General features: G+C 46.8%; 15 protein-coding genes. 10 read left to right on the forward strand and 5 right to left on the reverse strand.

Annotated elements, in window-relative coordinates:
• Position 1: 1 nt before the first annotated feature.
• From CTT30_RS16725 to CTT30_RS16760, 8 genes are all read left to right on the forward strand, one after another.
• Positions 2-907: a DMT family transporter gene (locus CTT30_RS16725; protein WP_239863641.1), complete on the forward strand. Its 906-nt coding sequence runs from the start codon at positions 2-4 to the stop codon at positions 905-907.
• Between the two features lie 389 nt (positions 908-1,296).
• The gene (locus CTT30_RS16730) at positions 1,297-2,295 is read left to right on the forward strand and encodes a succinylglutamate desuccinylase/aspartoacylase family protein (protein WP_252037181.1); all 999 of its coding nucleotides are present in this window, start codon (positions 1,297-1,299) and stop codon (positions 2,293-2,295) included.
• Positions 2,296-2,546: 251 nt separating this feature from the next.
• A complete protein-coding gene (locus CTT30_RS16735; RefSeq protein ID WP_252037182.1) occupies positions 2,547-3,536 on the forward strand; it encodes a succinylglutamate desuccinylase/aspartoacylase family protein in 990 nt (329 codons plus the stop codon).
• A gap of 95 nt (positions 3,537-3,631) precedes the next feature.
• A complete protein-coding gene (locus CTT30_RS16740) occupies positions 3,632-4,519 on the forward strand; it encodes an ABC transporter six-transmembrane domain-containing protein (RefSeq protein ID WP_252037183.1) in 888 nt (295 codons plus the stop codon).
• The gene (locus tag CTT30_RS16745) at positions 4,509-5,651 is read left to right on the forward strand and encodes an efflux RND transporter periplasmic adaptor subunit (protein ID WP_252037184.1); all 1,143 of its coding nucleotides are present in this window, start codon (positions 4,509-4,511) and stop codon (positions 5,649-5,651) included. The genes CTT30_RS16740 and CTT30_RS16745 overlap by 11 nt, the downstream gene beginning before the upstream one ends.
• Positions 5,648-8,737: an efflux RND transporter permease subunit gene (locus CTT30_RS16750; RefSeq protein ID WP_252037185.1), complete on the forward strand. Its 3,090-nt coding sequence runs from the start codon at positions 5,648-5,650 to the stop codon at positions 8,735-8,737. The genes CTT30_RS16745 and CTT30_RS16750 overlap by 4 nt, the downstream gene beginning before the upstream one ends.
• A complete protein-coding gene (locus CTT30_RS16755; RefSeq protein ID WP_370689723.1) occupies positions 8,737-9,708 on the forward strand; it encodes a helix-turn-helix domain-containing protein in 972 nt (323 codons plus the stop codon). The genes CTT30_RS16750 and CTT30_RS16755 overlap by 1 nt, the downstream gene beginning before the upstream one ends.
• Positions 9,709-10,000: 292 nt before the next feature.
• Positions 10,001-11,374, forward strand: coding sequence for a YjiH family protein (locus tag CTT30_RS16760; protein WP_040121942.1), 1,374 nt, complete (start codon positions 10,001-10,003; stop codon positions 11,372-11,374).
• An 86-nt stretch (positions 11,375-11,460) separates the two neighbouring features.
• Here CTT30_RS16760 and CTT30_RS16765 read toward each other — a convergent pair whose 3' ends face one another.
• The 4 genes from CTT30_RS16765 to CTT30_RS16780 form a co-directional block, all read right to left on the reverse strand.
• Positions 11,461-12,492: an FAD-binding oxidoreductase gene (locus CTT30_RS16765; protein ID WP_252037186.1), complete on the reverse strand. Its 1,032-nt coding sequence runs from the start codon at positions 12,490-12,492 to the stop codon at positions 11,461-11,463.
• A 61-nt stretch (positions 12,493-12,553) separates the two neighbouring features.
• A complete protein-coding gene (gene hcp / locus CTT30_RS16770; RefSeq protein WP_252037187.1) occupies positions 12,554-14,215 on the reverse strand; it encodes a hydroxylamine reductase in 1,662 nt (553 codons plus the stop codon).
• Between the two features lie 368 nt (positions 14,216-14,583).
• Positions 14,584-16,431 carry a M3 family metallopeptidase gene (locus CTT30_RS16775; RefSeq protein WP_252037188.1) on the reverse strand — a complete coding sequence of 616 codons (1,848 nt, stop codon included), beginning with the start codon at positions 16,429-16,431 and terminating at the stop codon, positions 14,584-14,586.
• 118 nt (positions 16,432-16,549) lie between these two features.
• On the reverse strand, positions 16,550-17,458 hold the full coding sequence (locus CTT30_RS16780) for a LysR family transcriptional regulator (RefSeq protein WP_252037189.1): 909 nt from the start codon (positions 17,456-17,458) through the stop codon (positions 16,550-16,552).
• Between the two features lie 146 nt (positions 17,459-17,604).
• Between CTT30_RS16780 and CTT30_RS16785 the strand changes: the two genes are divergently transcribed.
• Together CTT30_RS16785 and CTT30_RS16790 are read left to right on the forward strand one after the other, a co-directional pair.
• Positions 17,605-18,771 (forward strand): MFS transporter, encoded by a 1,167-nt coding sequence (locus tag CTT30_RS16785; RefSeq protein WP_252037190.1) that lies wholly within the window; start codon positions 17,605-17,607, stop codon positions 18,769-18,771.
• Entirely contained in the window at positions 18,768-19,250 is a 483-nt protein-coding gene (locus CTT30_RS16790; protein WP_252037191.1) for a chorismate--pyruvate lyase family protein, read from the forward strand. The genes CTT30_RS16785 and CTT30_RS16790 overlap by 4 nt, the downstream gene beginning before the upstream one ends.
• Positions 19,251-19,509: 259 nt before the next feature.
• Here the strand turns inward: CTT30_RS16790 and norR are convergent, their stop codons facing one another.
• Complete coding sequence (gene norR / locus CTT30_RS16795; RefSeq protein ID WP_252037192.1) at positions 19,510-21,039, reverse strand: nitric oxide reductase transcriptional regulator NorR; 1,530 nt, start codon at positions 21,037-21,039, stop codon at positions 19,510-19,512.

Consider the following 21,039-nt stretch of genomic DNA (forward strand, 5'->3'; position numbering starts at 1 on the left):
AATGACAACGGCTGCTGATTCGTTAAAGAAAGGAAATATAAGGTTTCCTATTACGGAATCGCTGCTACTACTGGTAGCGATTTTTTGGGGGACAAGTTATGGCCTGACCAAAAGTGCGTTGGCTTATACCAGTGTTTTGCTTTTTATTTCCATAAGATTTTCGATCACCTTTTTATGCATGCTACCTGTGGTGATTCGAGACTTTCGCCGAGGATTGAATAAGGATTGGAAAATAGCGATTCCCACCGGTTTTATTCTATCGGCGATTTTTTTCTGTGAGGTGTTTGGTGTATCCCAAACCTCTGCATCCAATGCTGCGTTTCTGATCAGTTTATCGGTCATTTTTACCGCTTTTGCCGAATTATTCATCAATAAGAAAAAGGTCAGCAACACGTTGTGGATATTGACGGTTTGTAGTGTTGTTGGAGTGTTATTATTGACCAGCAACAAAGGCTTTGAGCTTTCACTTAACAGTGGTGACTATTTTATCCTCATCGCTGCAGTTTTGAGGGCCCTAATGGTCACTATGACCAAGAGGTTTACGGAAGGCAAAGAAATCACTACATCGACCTTAACTTCTCTCCAGTCTTTAGTTGTAGCTTTGATCGGGATTATATTTGCAGTTGCCTATCTTCCCGCTGCGGAGTTTTCGATTCCCACTTCGATGGAGTTTTGGTTAACGGTCAGTTATCTGGTTCTGTTTTGTACACTATTTGCGTTTTATGTTCAGAATTATGCCGTGCGTCGAACGTCGCCAACACGGGTTTCTTTGCTGATGGGTAGCGAGCCATTATTTGGTGCTATATTTGCCATGGCTTGGTTACAGGAATCATTAACCCCAGTACAAGTTATAGGTGGGGCGCTAATTTTGTTTAGTGTGGTAGTGACATCTACCCGAGAGTCTTAGAAGAGAGCGGACTTATCAGTCCGCTTTTTTGATTATCGGTTAAGGCTAATTTTGTGACCTAAATGCTGGATATCTATGGTGGCATAGCCAAGTGTGACTGCCTCAAACTGGTAACTGAGCTCACGAGCATGCTGAGCATCTTTGCTCAAAGAGTAAAAGGGCTAAACGTTACCTCCCCCCTATGCGATAGGGATTATCTTCAATGGTCTTAAGCTTCGAGTTTTACTAGTGCTAGTTATGGCAACATCGGTTACCATCTTCAACGTAATAGTGAATGATTAACCCCAAGCCTTTGATACATAATTAAGAAGCATGCGCTAACGTAACGAGACGAGAAATCATTCGTTTGTTATAAAAGATGGTCGCTGCTATTTAAGGAAAGAAGATCAATGACGAAGCCGTTGAATGAGTGCATTGTGCCTATGTATCCGACTATACAAGCGTTGGATGTGGATACACTTGAACAGGGAGAACATAAGTTTTGGTTTGCGGTTGCGACGGACGCGATTGGTCACCCTCAAACGCTTCCCGTACGAGTATTTAAAGGTGCAAAGCCAGGGAAGCGTATTATGATCACTGCGGGTGTTCATGGTGACGAGCAAAATGGTATTCTAACTGCGCAAATGTTGGCTCGAGAGCTGGAAGGCAAAGCCATTTCAGGTTGTATTACTATCGTACCAGCGGTCAATTTATCAGGTATTGTAAGACATAGTCGAGACTTTCATTCTGCGGCTCCTGATAGTTCATCGACAAACCTTAATCGCGTATTTCCCGGTAATCCGAATGGAGATGACGCCAGTCGCTACGCCAACAGCCTGTGGGAAAACTTACTCAAACCAAATGCCGATCTCGCGGTTGACCTTCACTCTCAAACCAGTGGTTCAGTATACCCTCTTTATGCATTTGCTGACTATCGACTGGATGATTCCATTCGAATGGCAAGACTGATCAATCCAGATGTTATCCTCAACGATCCGGGAGATCCGGGTATTTTGGAAACGGTCTATAACCGTGCTGGTATTCCCTCTATCACAATTGAAGTAGGGGTAGGTCGCTATACGGACTTAGACATGGTGCAACGCGCCGTTACTGGGGTATTGAATATTTTCAAAGATTATCGGTTCATTGTAGGTGAAGTAGTAAAGGTGGCTCATCCTTGTGTTGAAGGAGAGCGGATTACCAGTGTTCGTGCTGAGCAGGGAGGGTTTGTCATTTGTCACGTTGAATTGATGGAACTTGTCAACAAGGGCCAGATCTTAGCGACTCAGTACAACAGTTTCGGAGATCAAATTCAAACCTACTACTCCCCAGTCAAAGCTACAGTGATTAGTCATAATGTTGAGTCGGTACGAGCGCCTGGATCATTGGTTGTCCGGTTGATTGATTAGTTATAATTTTCGGTTAGGAATAGATTATATCTTTTGGTTGACCAGAAGCGGAACAGTATTTAAACCTAATATTAAATAGTAACTTACTTTTATTTTTGTAATCTCTTCGTGACCTATTTCTCTGGTCAGGTAGCGCTACTTACCTAACAAAAATCCACCTTGTTACTATCCATGGTTGCTAACAAAGATTAGAGTGAGCTGTTTTTCAAGGCGAGCAGGTACTCGCTTCTGTTGTATAAGGAATTCTGAGTATGTCTGAAATTGCCTCTCTTATGGAACACTGCCCCACTATTCATTCACTTGACGTTGACACTTTAGCTGCTGGAGAACATTCATTCCTTTTTTCGGTTGCCACGGATGCATTAGGGCTTTGGCAGAAAATGCCTGTACGAGTTTTTAAAGGTGATAGGCCGGGTCGTAAAATCATGATCACTGCTGGTGTTCACGGTGATGAGCAAAACGGTATTGTGACGGCGTTGAAAGTGGCAAAAGCTTTGGCCGGCAAACCTTTGATAGGGTGCGTCACTATCGTTCCTGCGATAAATCTGAGTGGTATTCTTCATCACAGCCGTGACTTTCAGGCAGTGGATCCGGATGTCTCTTCTTCTAACCTTAACCGTTTTTTCCCCGGTGACAAAGCTGGGAATGAAGCCGCACGTTACCTTGATAACTTATGGCAAAACTTACTAAAGCCAAACGCAGAGGTGGCGATAGATCTACACACCCAGACTACAGGAACCAGTTACCCTCTCTATGTATTTGCTGACTATCGGGTTGACCAAGCGATGAAGCTAGCAAAGCTCATGAATCCTGATGTGATTCTCAATGATCCCGGTGAGTCTGGTGTGCTGGAAACGACATGGAACGAACATGAAGTGCCAAGTATTACGGTCGAAGTGGGTTCAGGTCGATATCATGATGCAGACATGGTCGAACGAGCAGTTGAAGGAGTGCTGAACATATTGCGTTACTACGAAGTGCTGTCTGGGAAAGTCGTTGAAGCAACACCTTGCATTGAAGGCTGCCAGACCATCAGCATTCGGACTGAGCAAGGCGGTTTTGTTGAGCCGCAGGTATCTTTACTGCAACAAGTTGAGAAAGGTCAGCTTCTGGCGGTTCAGTACAATAGTTTGGGTTTCGACGTCGCACATTATCACGCCCCAGAATCAGGCACGGTTCTTAGCTATAACCTTGAAGCTTTGCGCGCTCCGGGATCATTGATTGTGCGGATGATTAAATAAAACAAAAAAGCTTGCTGCCCAAAACAGCAATCTGGGACACTTTTTCTGGTTAATAATTGGTAATACTGGCGCCACATTCATTTGTGGGGTCAATAATGCTGTTCAATCAACCCATCACACTTCGGTCCGTTATCCGGCTGAGTCCCATTAAAGTCATGTTTACTTGGCTGATGGTTCTGGCTGAGAACGTATTTATGATTTTGCTGCCGCTGTTTATCGGTTTTGCGATTGATGGTGTGCTTAAGCAAAATTTGCAGCCGTTGCTTATGTTCGCAGCGATCTTGTTTGTACTGGTGGTCATCAGTGTCGCTCGTCGTTTTTACGATACTCGCGTTTATGGCGGGATCCGAGTGCGGTTGTCCAATTTGGTTGAGCGTAATTTACGCGGCCAATCGGTGTCGGTCAAAGATGCCAGACTGTCCATGTCCCGCGAGCTGGTAGATTTTCTAGAGGACGATTTACCATCTCTTATCACGGCCGTTGTGCAGTTGGTTGCTACCGTTGTCATTCTCGCCACTTTTCATATCAAACTTGCATTATGCGTATTGGTCGCGGGGCTGATCATGCTGCTGATTTGTGGTCTGTTCCATCAAACCTTTACGCGACTTAACAGCGCGTTAAACGATCAGTTAGAGCAACAGGTTCGCGTACTCAGCGGCCAGCCTTTCGCGGCGCTTAGAACACACTTTGAACGCTTGAAACGCTGTGAAATCAAGCTGTCCGACACTGAAGCGCTGATGTATGGGCTGATCTTTATTGTCTTATTTGCCGCAGTCCTAACCAATCTTTGGATGGTGAGCATTCTTACTGATCCTACTGTGGGTCAGGTTTTTTCCATCGTAACTTACTCACTGGAATTCGTGGAAACGGCAGTGATGTTGCCTATCACACTGCAAACCTTGTCGCGCCTGATGGAGATCAGTCAACGATTAAATCAAACCCCCGCTCAATTGGCTGTAGAGGAGAAGCCCTATGAAATTTAAAAAGACGCTTGCAATATTAGCTGGCTGCGGGGCAATTTTCGCGGCATTGGTGATTGTGGATGTTTTAGAGCCTCAGCCAGTTGTGATTGAGCAAAAAGCGCCGATCAAAGTCCCTGTTTCAGTACTGCAAGTGACGCCGGAAGATCACGATTCCAGTTTGACTTTGCTGGCAACCACGACTGCGCGTTGGCCGATTCAACTTAAGGCTTCAAGCAGCGCTCAGTTAGCGTGGTTCAACCCCGATATCGAACCGGGTGTACTGGTGAAAAAAGGGACCTTGTTGGCGAAGCTCAACACCAGCGCTTTAGAGTCTAATCTGGCTCAGGCGAACAGCAGCGTTAGGCAGGCAGAGCTAAACCTTAAACAGGCACAGCACGAACAAACGGTCGCGTTAAAAATGTTATCACCGACCAAAAGCTCACCGTTTGCTCGCCGTGAGCCACAGGTGTTGGCAGCCAAGGCAGAGCTGGCGCAGGCCAAACAGGCTTACACCAGTGCAGCAAAGTTGCTTGAGGAAGCAAGTATTGCAGCGCCGTTTGATGCTGTGATCATGCGTCGTAACATCAGCCCCGGTGAATGGTTGGAAGCTGGGCAGGTGACTTTTGAACTTGCCGCCAGCGACTCACTGGATGTCGAGCTGCCTGTTTCGGAACTTCACTGGCAACAGGTGCAATCCGCGTTGAATCAACCTGAGATTAAAATTGTGAATCGAGATGGCAGCGAGTGGCAGGCACAGGTTCGATATGTCTCGCCGCAGGCTGATCCAACCACACGTCAGCGACAAGTGGTTTTGTCTGTTCGCGAACCTTATCAAGGAATGACTCGTTTACTGCCTAATCAACAGGTGAAAGTCATCGTTAGTCTCGGCTTACGGCCTGAAATTGTGACCTTGCCACTCAGTGCGATCACACGAGATGGATACGTCTGGACAATTGATGAGCAGACCCGATTGCAGAAAGAGTGGATTACGCAAATAGGACAAGCGCGTAATCAGGTTTATGCCCGCTTTGATCAGGACAGCGCTAAGGCTCGTAAGGTGGTGGTATACCCACTGCTGTCGATGCTACCGGGGAAGAAAGTCGCCCCTCAAGCTGCGCAGATATTAGTCGCGAAGCAGGAGGGTAATCAATGAGCTGGCTGACTAAGTGGTTTATCAACAACCCGGTAGGGACGAATCTGTTGATGCTCGCGATCATCGCCAGTGGTGTTATGGCGTTTGGTCAACTCCGTGTGGAGTCCTTTCCGCAAATTGCGCCGTCATCAATTGTGATCAATGTTGCCTACCCAGGAGGTACAGCTAAACAGATTGATGAGAGTGTTACACAGCGAATTGAAGAGTCGATCAGTGGCATTTCTGGTATTAAACAGGTGACCAGCCAGTCTAGCGCTGGTATGTCGAGCGTTGTTGTACGCAAAACCAGCAGCGCCGACCTCAATAAGCTGCTGGATGATGTACGTAATCGAGTGAATGCGATCAATGGTTTTCCTGCTCAAGCTGAAAAGCCGCAGGTGGTTAGAAATGAATTTACTAACTTGGCCGCCTTTGTTGTCGTTTCGGGGCCACGCAGCGATGAGCAGCTTCAACCCATCGCAAGACAGGTCGAGCAAGCGCTAAAAAGTAATCCCAAGATTTCTAAAGTATCCAACTGGGGAAGTCGCAAGCCACAACTTATCATTGAGCCAGATCCAGCGCAGCTCAAGAAACTGGGTTTGAGTCTGGAAGATTTAGCCAACACCATCGGACAGATGTCGCTCGAGTCTCGCACCGGTGAGCTGATTAGTGATAAGGGCCGAATGGTCATCCGTGGTGATGGCTACGCCGATGACGTACAAAAGCTGCGTCGTCTGGCGATCGTCTCTCGTCCATCCGGTACCATCTATTTAGGTGACATCGCTAAGCTGAGTCGTGGCTATGAGCGTAGTGGCTCAATCGTCCGTAATAATGGCATCAACGCAATCGCTCTACTGATCAGCACCAGCCAGACCGACAACCTGCTCAAAGTGAGCGATGCAATTAAGGATACCTTGACGGAGCAACGCAAAATCCTGCCTTCAGACATTGAGCTGAGCACTATGGCAGATATGGCGCCCTATATTGAAGAGCAACTGTTCAGGCTCGGTGATAATGCGTGGCAAGGCCTTTTGATTGTGGTGGTGTTACTGGGCATTTTTCTTGAGCTGAAACTGGCATTCTGGGTGGCTATAGGTATACCGGTCGCCATCGCGGGTACCTTAGGGGCGATGCAACTGGCTAACTACAGCCTCAATGACATCACGTTGTTTGGCTTTATTCTGGTATTGGGGATCCTAGTCGACGATGCCGTGGTCGTAGGCGAGGCCATTCACGAGCAGCGAGGCAAACATTCGAGCGGGCGCAAAGCGGCATGGCACGGCGTGCACTCGGTTTCCGTTGCAACGGTATTTGGTGTTTTGACCACTATTGCGGCATTTTCGCCAATGCTTTGGATTAACAACGATTTTGCCAAGATTCTGGCTGGGTTCTCAGCTGTGGTGATATTTGCGCTGATCTTCTCTCTGATTGAAAGTAAGTTCATTCTGCCATCGCACCTAGCGCAGTTGTCCGTGAGTAAAAAATCTAATGGCATTTTCTCTCGCATTCAGTCTGTCGCTCAAGGCGGTTTGGAGTGGTTCAATTTCAGAGTGTACAAGCCCACCTTGGAAAAGGTGTTGGATTACAAACTGGCATCACTGCTAGGCTTTGTCGCCGCGATCGTACTGGCGTATGGCATGTGGTCGACTGGGACGATTCGAAGTGCCATTTTCCCTGAAATCCCCGGTCGATACATTACCGCGAAAGTCGAGCTAGAAGACGGTGCCCCTTTGCCGTTACAAAAGAAAGCCTTAGATCAAATCGAACAGGCGATGATCAACGTCGAAGACGAGCTGATGCAAGACTACCCGTTGAGCCTGCCACCCGTGGTAAACCTGCTTGCGTGGTCGGATGGTTATGGAGAGGTGGAAGTGACCGCCGAGCTAACCAGTGAAGCCCTGAGCCTCTTGCCGGGTAATTTACTGACCGATAGTTGGCGTACTCATACTGGGAGCATTGAAGGAGCGTATTCAGTTCAGTTTAGTGCGGCTGAAGCGCCTGCTGGTGGAACATTCATCTCGATATCATCCAGTGACCGTGAACTTGCTAAGCGCGTCAGTAGTCAATTGGAGGACAAACTGGCTGCTTTGCCTGGCGTAGCGGATATATATGATGACGGTAAAAGCGGCCAGCCTCAGGTGCGGCTAGTGTTGAATGAATACGGTCAGCAGCTCGGATTGACGCAAGACAAGTTGGCGCGATTGGCGGGTGAGGCATTTGGTGAGCGAGAAATTCATCGCTTGTTGGAACAAGGCCAAGAAACCAAGGTGCTGTTGCAGTATCCTCGTTTAGAACGTAGAACCCTCGCTCAGCTTGAGCAGACGATGGTGTTACTGTCTGAAGGAAAGAGTGTCTTACTCGGTGATATTGCTGAATTTCGTCATGAGCAGGAGCCTCAGATACTCTACCGACGTAATCGTGAGCAAGTGGTAAACCTCTATTGGAAGCAGAACCGAGACGTTCAGGCGCCTGAGCAGACAATGGCTCAGCTCAGCTCTGAGATCAAAACGCTGCATCAGCAGTATCCAGGAGTTCGGATCAAAGCAGGCGGCGAATTTGAAGAGATTGGTGAAGTCTCAGATGGCTTCCGCTCAGCAATGATTTTGACCCTTCTGCTGATTTACATCTTGTTGGCGGTTCCGCTGAAGTCTTATTGGCAGCCGTTCATCATCATGGCAGTAATTCCATTTGGTTTTGCTGGCGCTATCTTCGGTCACTACTTGGTGGATCTGCCAATCAGTTTGCTGTCTATGTTTGGCATGATGGCAATGACGGGCATAGTGATCAATGACTCATTGGTACTGATCACGCGCTTTAACGCTGAGTATCGCAGCGGTGTGCCGCTTAAACAGGCTTTAGTGACGGCTGGAACCAGTCGATTGAGGGCGATTTTCCTTACGACTATTACGACGGTATGTGGTTTGCTGCCGCTACTCAGTGAGACCGCTGAGCAAGCGCAGTACTTAAAACCTGCGGCGGTTTCATTGGTGTTTGGTGAGCTATTTGCCACGGCGGTAACCCTGCTTCTGATCCCAATACTGTTGGGGATGACCAGTCGTAAAGCGGCAAAGCCTGTCGAAGATGAAGTAGCATTAAAGGGAGCCTAATGCTGAGCGTGATTGATTTTATCCGGTTGACGGGCGATAGTGATCTGGTCGCCCCAGTGAGGCCCGTATCTATGTCACAGCAAGAGAAACCAGCATTTAAACTGGTGCCCGAAATTTCGTTATTAGAACCACTACCAGAGCATCTTAGAAAGCGCTTTGCTCACGCATTGAAGTTGATGCATGACGAACTGGCAGAACACAGATCGTGGGAGCAAATTGCTACAGAGAGCGCTATATCTCCTTATCATTTCCATCGTCAGTTTAGCGAATTGTTTCATGAGACGCCGGGGCAGTATCTTAGCCGATTACGATTGCAAGTCGCGGTGAATCTGCTGCTCAATGATGAACCCTGGAGTGTGATGGAGATTGCTCACTATTGTGGTTTCTCTTCTTCACAAGCCTTAGGCAAGGCTTTAAAGAGAGAGCTTGGAGTGACGGCGAAACAAATTCGCAAAATGGGTTATGAGTCCACACCGCGAGAGACCGCTGATTTTATCGCTAAGCTTGCTCATCCCGGTGCTCAGCAGTCGATTGAGAATGAGCTGGCCAAGTCTATGCCGACTGAGTTGATTTGGTACCCTCAGCGAGGGATGAAAAAGATAGCTCTGGAAGATCCTGACTGGGATTCAGTGATCGAAATCTATGGCAAAAAAACTGTCAATCTACTCGGCGCAACGCCGACTAACCAACTTGAAAAAGTATGGGACCAAATTGAGACTTTCATTGGTGATTGGCAAGTCGATGAAGCTCTCTATGATTTTGTGATTCCTGAAGGGTACTACCTGTGCGCTGAGGTGTATCTGATTTCTGATGTTGCTTACAGTGCGGCTTTAGAAGCGCTGTTTGAGATCGTAGACGAACAGAAGTTGGAAATTGATGGCAGTGCTTTTTTGATTGAAATGGTTCGCGATATTGAGTTGACCTTAACAGGGGGGGCAACGTTTTCATTTCAGATACCTATTATCCGCTAACTCTATTTATCGAGCTTACTCGAATAACTTCTCTTATGGTTGTTGCATAAATAATCATATTCACACTCGATATAAAAGGGGGTAATTAAAGAGTTTGTGGTTATTGTTAAGCACGTGCGTACAAAATGCCACCAATTATCTTAGCTCCATAACGTATTGATTTATATTATTATGCGTTTTTAGTGAATTATTTTTCATTATTTGCTTGAGTGTGAAATCTTTGTCGTTATAATTACGGCAAAGAGAACTTATTCACTAATTGTGAAAATATAATCATCTAGGGAGCAGTCAGATGAGCGATACACTTTTAGCCGAAGAGAACCACAAAAACAGTCGCAACATATTGATGTTTGCAATTCCGTCTTTGTTGGGTCTTTTCTTTTTCCTTGCACCGTTAACCATTGATGGCAACTTCACCTTTCCGCTAGCGCTGATGGCGAAAGGCGTCAAAGCGGTCCTTGGGGATGCGATTTTACCAACCGTCACCGCTGTGATTTGCTTCTCTGCGGTCGCTTCTATTCTTGCCAGTCTTATCAAGCCAACTTTTGTGACTCAATCTGCATTGATGACAAGACTGTTTGTTCTGACGCCAGTTTGGCTAGTCGTTCGAGTTCTAGGTGCGGTGTTCACTCTGATGGCATTGCATCAGATCGGGCCTGAAGTGATTTGGAACGGCAACACGGGTGGGCTGGTTCTTAATGATCTTCTGCCTTCTTTACTGGTGACTTTCTTCCTGGCCGGTTTGCTGTTGCCACTGTTACTCAACTTTGGTTTGCTTGAGTTGCTCGGTACTGTTCTGAGCCGTTTTATGCGTCCGGTTTTCCGTTTGCCAGGTCGTGCTGCGATTGACTGTATGTCTTCTTGGCTAGGTGATGGCACCGTTGGGGTGATTCTGACCAGTAAACAATATGAAGATAAAAAATACACTGCGCGTGAAGCAGCGGTTGTCGCGACTATGTTTTCTCCGGTTGGGATTTCTTTCTCGCTGGTGGTATTAACCCAGGTTGGTTTAGAGAATTTCTTTGTCCCGTTCTATTTCTCTATCTGTTTGTCTGGCGTGATTGCCGCGATGGTGATCCAGTATCTGCCACCGTTATCGTATAAGAAAGACCTGTACATTGATGGTACTAAGCCTAATCGTAATGACGAATTGGTGCCTGCGGGTCAGTCGGTTATGGGCTTTGGCTTGAAGTTGGCACTGCACAGAGCAAGCAAAGTGAAAAGCCTTGGGGCGGTTGCTAAAGAAGGTGTGCACAATGCACTGGATATGGTAATCAGCGTTCTGCCTGTGGTTATGGCGATCGGTACTTTAGGTCTGGTTGTCGCTGAAACGACGCCATTATTCTCATTACTGGGTGCACCGTTCATTCCACTGCTCAACGCGTTGAATGTTCCGGAAGCGGCTGCGGCGGCAGAAACTATGCTTGTTGGTTTTGCTGATATGTATGTACCTTCGATCATCGCAGCGTCGACGATTAATGCTGATCTGACCAAGTTTGTTGTGGCAGCGTTGTCTGTAACTCAGCTGATTTTCATGTCAGAAACGGGTTCTGTGATTCTAAGCAGTAAAGTCCCTGTGAACTTTTTGGAGTTGGTAGCTATCTTCCTGCTAAGAACTCTAGTTACGCTGCCAATCATTGTATTGGTCGCACATTGGATCTTCTGATACCTTGATTGACATTGCTTGATGAATTAGCCCGCTAAGTCTAACTTAGCGGGCTGTTTTTTTGTCTCTAGCAAAGCTGATGGCTCCTAGCACAGTTCCACTTCAACATCTGACTGAATTTGGCTAGAACACGCTAAGGTATAACCATTGGCGAGATCTTCTTCAGTCAGCGTTTCTGTGCTGGTGCGGCTGACTTCGCCCTTAGTCACTTTACATTTGCAGGATCCACACATGCCGCTGCGACAGGCGATAATAATTGGCACCCCGTTTTCTTCCAGCACGTCAGCTAAGGTAGCGCCTTGGCTGACTTCTGTTGATACGCCAAACGCTGGCACTTCGAACTGAACAACACCATCCGACGAGCTTTCATTATGAGCTTCGATAGGGGTAAAACTTTCCTGATGGAATTGTGCCGCCTCAACCCCCAGTGCCAACGCGTTGCTCTCCATATCCTGCATAAACAGAGTTGGTCCGCAGAGATAAACTGTGCGCTGGTTAAGGTCCGGGCAGAGTTTGGCTAACCACTCTCTGTCGAGCCGCCCTTGCGGGTGGCGTGTGCCTGTATTGTCTTTAAGCAGTAACTTTAGGTGGAAATTTGGGTATTGCGCATCCATGGACTCCAGCTCATCAAAGTAGATAGTCTGAGCAGCGCTTTTCGCCATGTGAATAAAGGTTATCTCGACGTCTGCTTTGGTTTTCAGCCAATGTTTTGCCATCGACATGACAGGTGTGATGCCACAACCTGCACTGAGCAAAGCCACTTTATGTTTCGGTGGGCAATCGATGCTGTTGAATGGTCCAGTCGGCGCCAGTGCCAAGACGCTGTCTCCGGAATTGAAGTGGTCAATGATGTAGTTGGATACCAAGCCATTCTCGACTCGTTTGACGGTCAATTTAAGATGCGATTCCCCCGGTAACGAAGAAACAGAATACGCGCGGTATTCCACCTTGCCATCGAACTCAAAACCTAACGAAATAAACTGACCCGGTTTGAAATCAAATCCATTTGGTAAGGGAGTGTCAGAGGTCAGCGTCAAGCTGACGGTATCTGATGTTTCCTGCCATTTATCAACACAACGAAGTCGGGCGGGTTGGTTGTTTTGCCATTCGCGAATCATAATTCCTCACAAGTAAAAGAGCCCAGCCATACAAACTGACTGGGCTATCAAAAGGCAGGGATTAAGCTGCTAGGATAGTTTTCAGATCGTCTTCAACATTGCCGATACTGCGCATGTCGAATTTATCCTGAATGATTTGGATGAGATTATCGGTCAGGAATGCAGGTGCGCTTGGGCCTGTGTAGATGCCTTTTACACCTAGTGCGAACAGAGTGAGCAAAATCACGATGGCTTTCTGCTCAAACCAAGACAGCACGAGTGTTAGCGGCAGTTCGTTGATGTCGCAGTCAAACTCTTTCGACAATGCTAGGGCAAGCTGAATGGCTGAATAGGCGTCATTACACTGACCAACATCCAGTAAGCGAGGGATACCGTTGATGTCGCCAAACTGATTTTTGTTGAAGCGGAACTTACCACAGGCCAGTGTCAGGATCAGAGTATCTTCAGGCGCGCTGGCGGTGAAATCGGTGTAGTAGCTACGTTCTGCTTTGTCGCCGTCACAACCACCAACTAAGAAGAAGTGTTTAATGTTCCCTTCTTTGACCTGCTCAACCACTGCTGGGGCTGCACTCATCAACGCATTGCGACCAAAGCCTACGGTGATCATGTGTTCAATTTCATCGTGTTGGAAACCGTCTTGCGCCAGTGCACACTCAATCACCTGACTGAAATCATCACCTTCAATGTGTGCAACGCCCGGCCAGCCAACGATGCTACGCGTGAACAAACGATCTGAGTACTGGCCCATGTTCGGGTTCAACAGACAGTTAGACGTCATGACAATCGCGCCAGGGAAGTTAGCAAATTCTTTCTGCTGGTTTTGCCATGCGCTGCCGTAGTTGCCGACCAGGTGCGGGTATTTTTTCAGTTCAGGGTAACCGTGTGCAGGGAGCATTTCACCGTTGGTGTAAACGTTGATTCCGGTTCCTTCGGTTTGCTGAAGAATTTTCTCTAGGTCATGCAGGTCATGCCCCGAAACCAAAATACATTTGCCTTTAACTGGTTTAACGTTGACCTGAGTTGGCTCTGGGTGGCCGAAAGCAGTGGTTTCACCAAGGTCCAGCATTTCCATAACTTTGTAGTTCATCAGACCAATACGCATTGAACATTCAAGCAAAGCGTTAAGATCTTCTGGATCAGTGCCTAGCCACGCCATGATTTCATGATACTCAGCGTAAATATCGTTATTGGTTTGCTCCAAGACGCGTGCGTGTTCCATGTAAGCGGCAGCACCTTTCAGGCCGTAAAGGCACAGCAGACGTAGACCAATCACATCTTCACTGATCTCCTGATAGCCACGGTTGACCGCAACCTGAGGAGCAAATTCGAGGATCGCTTCAGCACTTGCTGGTAACTCGAAATTAGCGACTTTAGGTGCGGGCTCAAGTTCAACGTCAGCCAGTTTTGCCGCAGCGAGTGTCTGCTCTTTAAGTCGGGATTTAAACTGCGCAGCCTGTGCAGCGAGTTCAAGAATACGTTCAGGATCGAAATTCACATTGGTTAAGGTCGAGAAGAAGGCTTTTGGCGCCCATTGATTAACTTCGTCATCAATAATGTCAAAGCGACGAGCTTGTTCTGCCCAGTACGAGACACCTTCAAGGGTATAGACCAGTACATCTTGTAGATCCGAAACTTCAGATGTTTTGCCACACATGCCTTGGGCGAAAGAACAACCTTTAACAGTTGGGGTTTGAATAGTCTGTTCACATTGAATACAGAACATTGCGCTTCTCCAGTAATAGTCTTTATGCGGTCACGCCGCTTGGATTTGTTTAGCGCTATAACTGCAGAGAGCGTGCCACTATTTAACTAGTTGATATTTAATGAGTTTACCCTTGTTTGGATATGGATTTGTTGTCTAGATGACAACGGTGGTGATGTAAATAATACATCAATAAATGCCGAGAAGAGCCAAATAGTAAATAAGATAGTCAGTAAAATGTATGAATTTTGAGCTGAGGATAAGCGAGTAAAACAGATAGTTAGACGGTAATTGTCATGATGGGGTGAGCTGGAGCGTGCGATGTGCTTTTAACATCAACTCCATTGAATGGGAGATGAGCCAGACTTGAATCTGGCTCATGGGGAAGATTAACAGCCGTATGTTTTTGTTATGTAGTCCTCAAACTGCTTACACATCAGCTCATCGGAGGTAGCGTTGTCAGCTAAGCAATCAGCACCATCAACAATATTGATCTTTGCGTTCAACGGTTTGGTATCGGTTCGTTCACGGGAGTTTAAATCAGCAATCTTTTGTTTCTGAATTTCCCACGCTTGATCGGCGGTGAGGCTACATGCCTCGGCAAGATACTTGGCATTGAAGCCTTCACCCGTCAGGCTCTTGATGGTGTCATTGTGGGATAAGTGATTGCCTGCACGCCAATAATGCTCTGCCAGCAAAGGGCCGATTTCAGGGTTGTCAGTCAGGTAGCCAAATCTGTCGAGGAAGTAAGCGCGTGTCTGATAGACGGCCATGTTGGCAAGCAAGTAACCGTGATAAGCACAGGACGCTTCATCAGAAAGCAAATGTGGAATCGCTATCAATGGGCGAGGGCTGCATTCTAGTCCCAGAATCTGCTTTTCACACTGACGAGCCAATGCTGTAATGCGCTGTGCCGTCAGTTCCTCATCGCTAAGCTGATACAAGGCTCGCTCAAAGTAAGGCACCACCAAAATACTGCGTTCCTGATACGCTTTAAACGGCTGGCTGCTATTGATCATCGATTGGATGAGCTCGTCTGGAACTGGATTTCCATTCGCATCCAAAGCGTATTGTTTCAGCCAGTCAGCATCATTCAGCAGGCTGTCACAGAACATGGATTGAGTTTCGGCATAAGCCATGGACGTCGGTGCAAACTCCTGAGAAAAACAAGGTGAGTTCATCTTGACGTTAGCAAAGTGGGCGGCATGTCCCCCTTCATGGAAAAGGGTGTTGATGCCATCATAACCGCTGCCAATCTGATCGGGTTTTGCGTTACTGGTGAAATTGACCTTGGCTGCTATCCATCGCCCGTCGTCATAAAACGAAGGTATCGGGCCGTGGCAAAAACCGTTTTGGTACTTACCTTGACGATCCAGCAAGTCCAGAGTGAGTTCTGCACCAGAGTAATCAATGTTCAGCCGACCGAAAGATTCTACCCAGCGCCTAAGTGATTTGGAAAACGGAACGTATGGATCCAACTCACGCATCGAATCGCCAGAAAAAGAGTAATTGAAGTTGTAACCTGTGAGCGCATTTTGGCCTTTCTCACTGGCGAGTTTATCTAAGCTGGTGAGATTAACTTGCCTGGTCCGCTGCTCGAAATCATCCAGAATGGCAAACAACTCAGCGGTGGTCATTTTTTCGTTTTTCAGTACTGAGTAATCGAAGAAATTGTCGTACCCCAACGAGCGGGCAAACTGGTTGCGCAGCTTGACTAAATCGATAAAGCCATTGCCAAGTAGCCATTGCTCAAGATCTAACAATGCTTGATGTGCTGACTGGCGCACGGCTTCATTATCGTTTGCCATTATGGTTGAGCGTAGTGCTGGTAAAGAGGCGTCAACTTGTTCTCCTCCTTCGTTGACGTAAACCAGTGCATGATTTTGTTTTTTCTCAAATAGTTCCGTTTCAAATGCTATCAGTTCTGTCTTGAGTGCTTGAGCTTTATCTCCTTCGATAGCGTGTGAGCGGAAAGTGGCTAGCCAGCCTTCAAGCCCTATTTGAGTTTGTTTACGCTCTTCTAAGTCGGCTATTTCATTGAGCGTGCTGAGCTGTTGTTCGATGTCAGAAATCTGATCGGCATTACTCAGGAAGTGAGTCCATGCGGTTTGCGCAGTGGCAAAACGATCATGTTCGTTGCTGATCCCCATGTAGGTGTCCCAGAACAAATCTTCTTTGGTACGATGAACGTCTAGGTAACGCTGGTTAAGATCTTTGAGGTATTGAGTTGCAGTCATTTCAGTCCATAAAATGGTGGTGTGAAGCACTATTATGGCATGATTTATATAATGAAATTAGTTACATAGTCGGCGTTTTTGATGTTTTCTCAATACCTAGCTCTTAGCGAGTTTACGTTTAACACTCGCCAGCGTACTGTGCGGTGATTTCCTCCATAAAGTTGAGCATGGCTTTTAATCGAGGGGAATGGGTGGTTTTGCTAGCGTAAACGGCTGAAATATTCACATGCGGTAAAACGTTAAGTTCACGGGCGATTTGTACTAGCTTGCCTTCACGACATAATTGACGGCAGTAAATGTCAGGTAGCAGGGAAACGCCACTACCAGATGCGACCATATCTCGTACCAGAAGAACATCATCCAGTTGGTTAGCATGTTTAAACTCTATGGTTTGTTTACTGCCATCAGGCATTGTTGAGTACAGCATCGACTGATTGTTTTCCTGATCGTGATAAAAGCTGACGTGCTGCTGCAAAGTGTCCAACGTAGCCGATTGGAGCTCTGGATTCTCCAGCAAGTATTCAGGTGTGCAGAACCAGAGTAATTTCACAACAGTGAGCCTTTTGGCATAAAAACCAGAAGGGGCTAAATCACCGAGCTGAATCGCGAGATCAAGTTTGTCTTCCAGTAAGTGAGCACGGTGCGACATGCTGCGAATAGATAGCTGTATATCGGGGTAACGTTCGGTGAAGACCTTAAGGTTAGGTGACAATATTTCCCGAGAAAAGGCGAACGTAGTTGCGATGCGGAGATTGCCGCATAGACTTTGCGATGGAACTTGCTCTTTGATTGCAGACAGGTTCTGCATCAGCGGCTTAAGTTGATTGTATAGCTGTTCTCCGTCTGAGGTCAGGTTCAGATGCCGGCTGTTTCTCTCAAGCAGTTTAATATTCAACGATTCTTCTAATCTGTTTATGCCTCGGCTGACACTGGATTTTTGAATGCCAAGCCTTTTTGCTGCTTTTGAAACGCTGCCAGTTTCGATGACGGCAATAAATATCGGAAGATCGTTTAGGTTCCAGTCCATGTTATCCGCTTTTTCTCTCAGTTTGATTCTTTAATAACATATTGAAACCTATATCCAAAGCAACGCTGTGTTGCCAATTTTGCGCTATTTGGCTTGAGTGAAAACTTCTAACCTTTGGCCTATGTCAGCCCTACTTAAGTCCAATAATGAAAACCTCATCAGTTCCTAGCTTAACCCGAGCCTGTTTACTACTTGGTAGCAGTTTACTCGTTATGGCCAATGCTGCGATTGCGCCGTCTTTGACTGAACTAAACCATGTGTTTGATGACCCGTTCGGCGTTTCACTGTTAATGACGCTTCCCGCTATTGCGGTCATTGGCTTTGCGCCATTTGTGAGTCGTATGATTGACCACTTGGGGGAGAAGAAAAGCTTAATGTTAGGGCTTGGATTTTATGGAGTAGCGGGTAGTAGTGGCTTGTGGCTGGATTCATTAGCAGCGCTGCTTGTTGGAAGAGTCATTTTCGGGGCAAGTATCGTCATCTGCATGACGGTGATCAACCAGTTGATTAGCGACTACTTTTCAGGTCAGGAAAGAGTGCATTTCATCTCTCAACAGGCCATTGCAGTCAACCTTGGAGGGATTGCTTTTGTCGTTGCCAGCGGTTGGTTAGCCTCTTTGCATTGGCGATTGCCTTTTACTATTTACCTGATTGCTTTGCTGACACTCGCACTGTCGTTAAAAGGAATTCCCCCAAGTAAAAAAGTGCGTACTCAATTTCGGCCTAAACTAGGCTGGTTGGGCTTTAGGTCGGTCTTGCCGTTTTATCTACTTGGGTGTGTGGGTATGTTGTCATACTACCTAGTATTGCTTGGCTTACCTTATCTATTGAAAACGTCTCAAAGTTTCAACAGCTCTGAAACGGGGTTGGCGATGGGGGCAATGAGTTTGTTGTCAGCCTTCGTAGCGTATTTCTTTAGACATGGCGTCATCAACTATGGTGAGAAACTGGTCATGGCACTTTGTTTCATGTGTTTCACCACCTCATTTTGGGCGTTGTCGCAAACACAATATGATTGGCGCGCGTACATAGTATTAGTCAGCACAGGTATTGGGTTTGGATTATTGCTGCCAGTGCTCACTCACCTAGTTATTCAGACGAGCATATCAGCGCTGAGAACATCCGTGCTGAGCGGTTTTGTGATGTTCTATTTTCTCGGGCAGGCGTTGAGCGCCTTCGTGCTCGATTTGCAAAACCTGTTTGGCACAGAGCGTTTTTTCCTATTGCTGGCTAGTTTAATTGGTGTAGTAAGCCTATTGTGCTTCAAGTTAGTCCCTGACCTCAGAGACAAGGTTGTGGAGGACGTCGCATGAATTTCCGCGTGATTGACTCAACAGTAGTGCCTCAAGCAATGAAAGGCTTGGGCTCACTGACACAGGTTTTACGTTCTGCGAGTGAAGATTTCCAGATTCAACCAATACGTATGGTTAGACAAAGCCCGGTTTACACTCGGGAAGTGATACTTTGTGATGGTGCTTTGCCTTTGGTTTGGGCTAAATCAACTTTGTTTTCTAAACATGAAAAGACAGTCGCTGCGTATTGCGGCTTAGAAGGTCAATCATTGGGAGAGCAACTGCTTTTCTCCTATCAATCGGTTAAGCGTAGCCCTTATCAATTTATTGAGTGTTCACTTCCTACAATTGAATATTCGAAGCAGTGTGGACTCATTCAAAACCAAGGTCGTATCTCAAGGTTTACATGGCAAGAGCATGACTCGATTCTAGTTTTGATCGAAGTGTTCTATCAGCAGGCACTCAAAATGATCGATACAACTCAGTCGTTGGGAGATTGAAATTTCAACAACGTGGCTGAAATATGTGCTTGCAGTGAGAGACAAAGAGCGAGCCGAAAACAGTCTAGCGATAAAATGTCGTGAGGACGGGACAATTACTCAAGTAGCTGTTGATGAACTCATTGTTTATCTAAGGAAAAACTAAGGCAATCACACCAGAAAGGGGGCTGTTCGAAGGCGACACTTTCTTTGGCTTAGTCTTGTTAGACGGTTGTGAGAGATCAGGTTGGCCTGCGGGCCTACCTATGTGTTATTGAACTTAGGCGTCAACGCCTAGTTTTTTCCCCATTCGGTACAAATTACCACGGTCCATTTGTAGAAACTCTGCTGCTTTAGACCAAGTACGATTCGATTTTTTCAGTGCGTGTACAATGAGGTCTTTCTGATAAGACTCAACGAGATCTCTCATTCCTTGGCTACTTTGCGGCAGGTAATGTGATGTGCTTTTTACATCCGAATTCTCGAAGCCGCCGTCAAAGTGATTGATGTGAATAATCTGCTGTTGTTCCTGAATAGCTCTTAACGCTGCGCGGGTTAGCGTATGCTCCAGCTCTCGTACATTACCAGGCCAGCTCTGTTTTTCCAAAAGTACCAGTGCTTTTGGATGTAAATGCAAGTTAGGGATGTTGAACTGGCTGCGAACTTTTTCCAGAAGATAACCAGCAAGAACAGGGATATCACCCTCGCGCTTACGTAGCGCTGGAACGGAAATTGGGAACACATTTAGACGGTGGAACAGGTCAGCGCGAAACTGTCCTTGTTCGACTTCATTTTCAAGTGAACGGTTCGTTGCCGCAATGATTCTGACATTGACCAGTAAATGCTTGTCACTACCCACCCGCTGCAGCTCACCTTGCTGAATCACACGCAGCAGTTTTGCTTGCAGAACTAAAGGTAGCTCTCCCAATTCATCAAGAAAAATGGTGCCACCATCGGCCAGCTCGAATTTACCTGCTCGTGAGCTGTTGGCTCCGGTAAAGGCGCCCTTGACATGGCCAAACAACTCACTTTCTGCCAAGCCTTCAGGTAAAGCGGCGCAATTAACGTAAATCATTGGTTTGTCTCGGCGGCTTGATTGCGCATGGACACTGTGAGCCACTAACTCTTTCCCTACACCCGTTTCACCTGTGATCAGAACGGCATAATCTGATTGAGCGACGGTGGCAATATTGGTTCTAAGCTGTTGAATTTGAGGGCTAAGACCGACCATCTCACCCTGTTTTGAGCGAGCTTGCTGAATCAGGGTTTGTGTGACAGAGCGCTGTTTGCGATTTTGTGCTTTGAGCGCTTTAATTTGGCCAATATTGCGTAACGTGGCAGCCGCCAGTGCTGCAAACGTTTCAATGGTCATTGGTTCTATGGCGTCAAATGCACCGATGTTGAGCGAATCCAGTGTCAGTATGCCGACCAGTTGTCCATCCACGTATAAGCTGCAACCAAGACAGTCATGCACATCTAGCTCTGCTTCTTCGCTGAGTAGTACACCACTAAAGGGATCTGGTAGCTCACAATCGGCGCTAAACCGAACCGGTTGCTTGCTTGCCATGATTGCTTCCAGCCTCGGGTGCGCTTGAGGAAAGAACCGTCGACCGAGGACGCTGGTGGACAAGCCTTTCACCGCAACGGGGGTGAGAAATCCATCCTGATCCAAAATGAATAGCGCGCTGGCATCGCATGGAAATACCCGATCAATTCCATCAATCAAATGCTGATACTGGGCTTCGCTGTTGAGGTTAGAGCTCAGGTTGAGGGCTATTTCCAATAGCACCTGATTCATTTTTGCATCCAT

Origin of the sequence: Vibrio coralliilyticus (assembly GCF_024449095.1) — a bacterium.
Classification (GTDB): Bacteria; Pseudomonadota; Gammaproteobacteria; order Enterobacterales; family Vibrionaceae; genus Vibrio; species Vibrio coralliilyticus_A.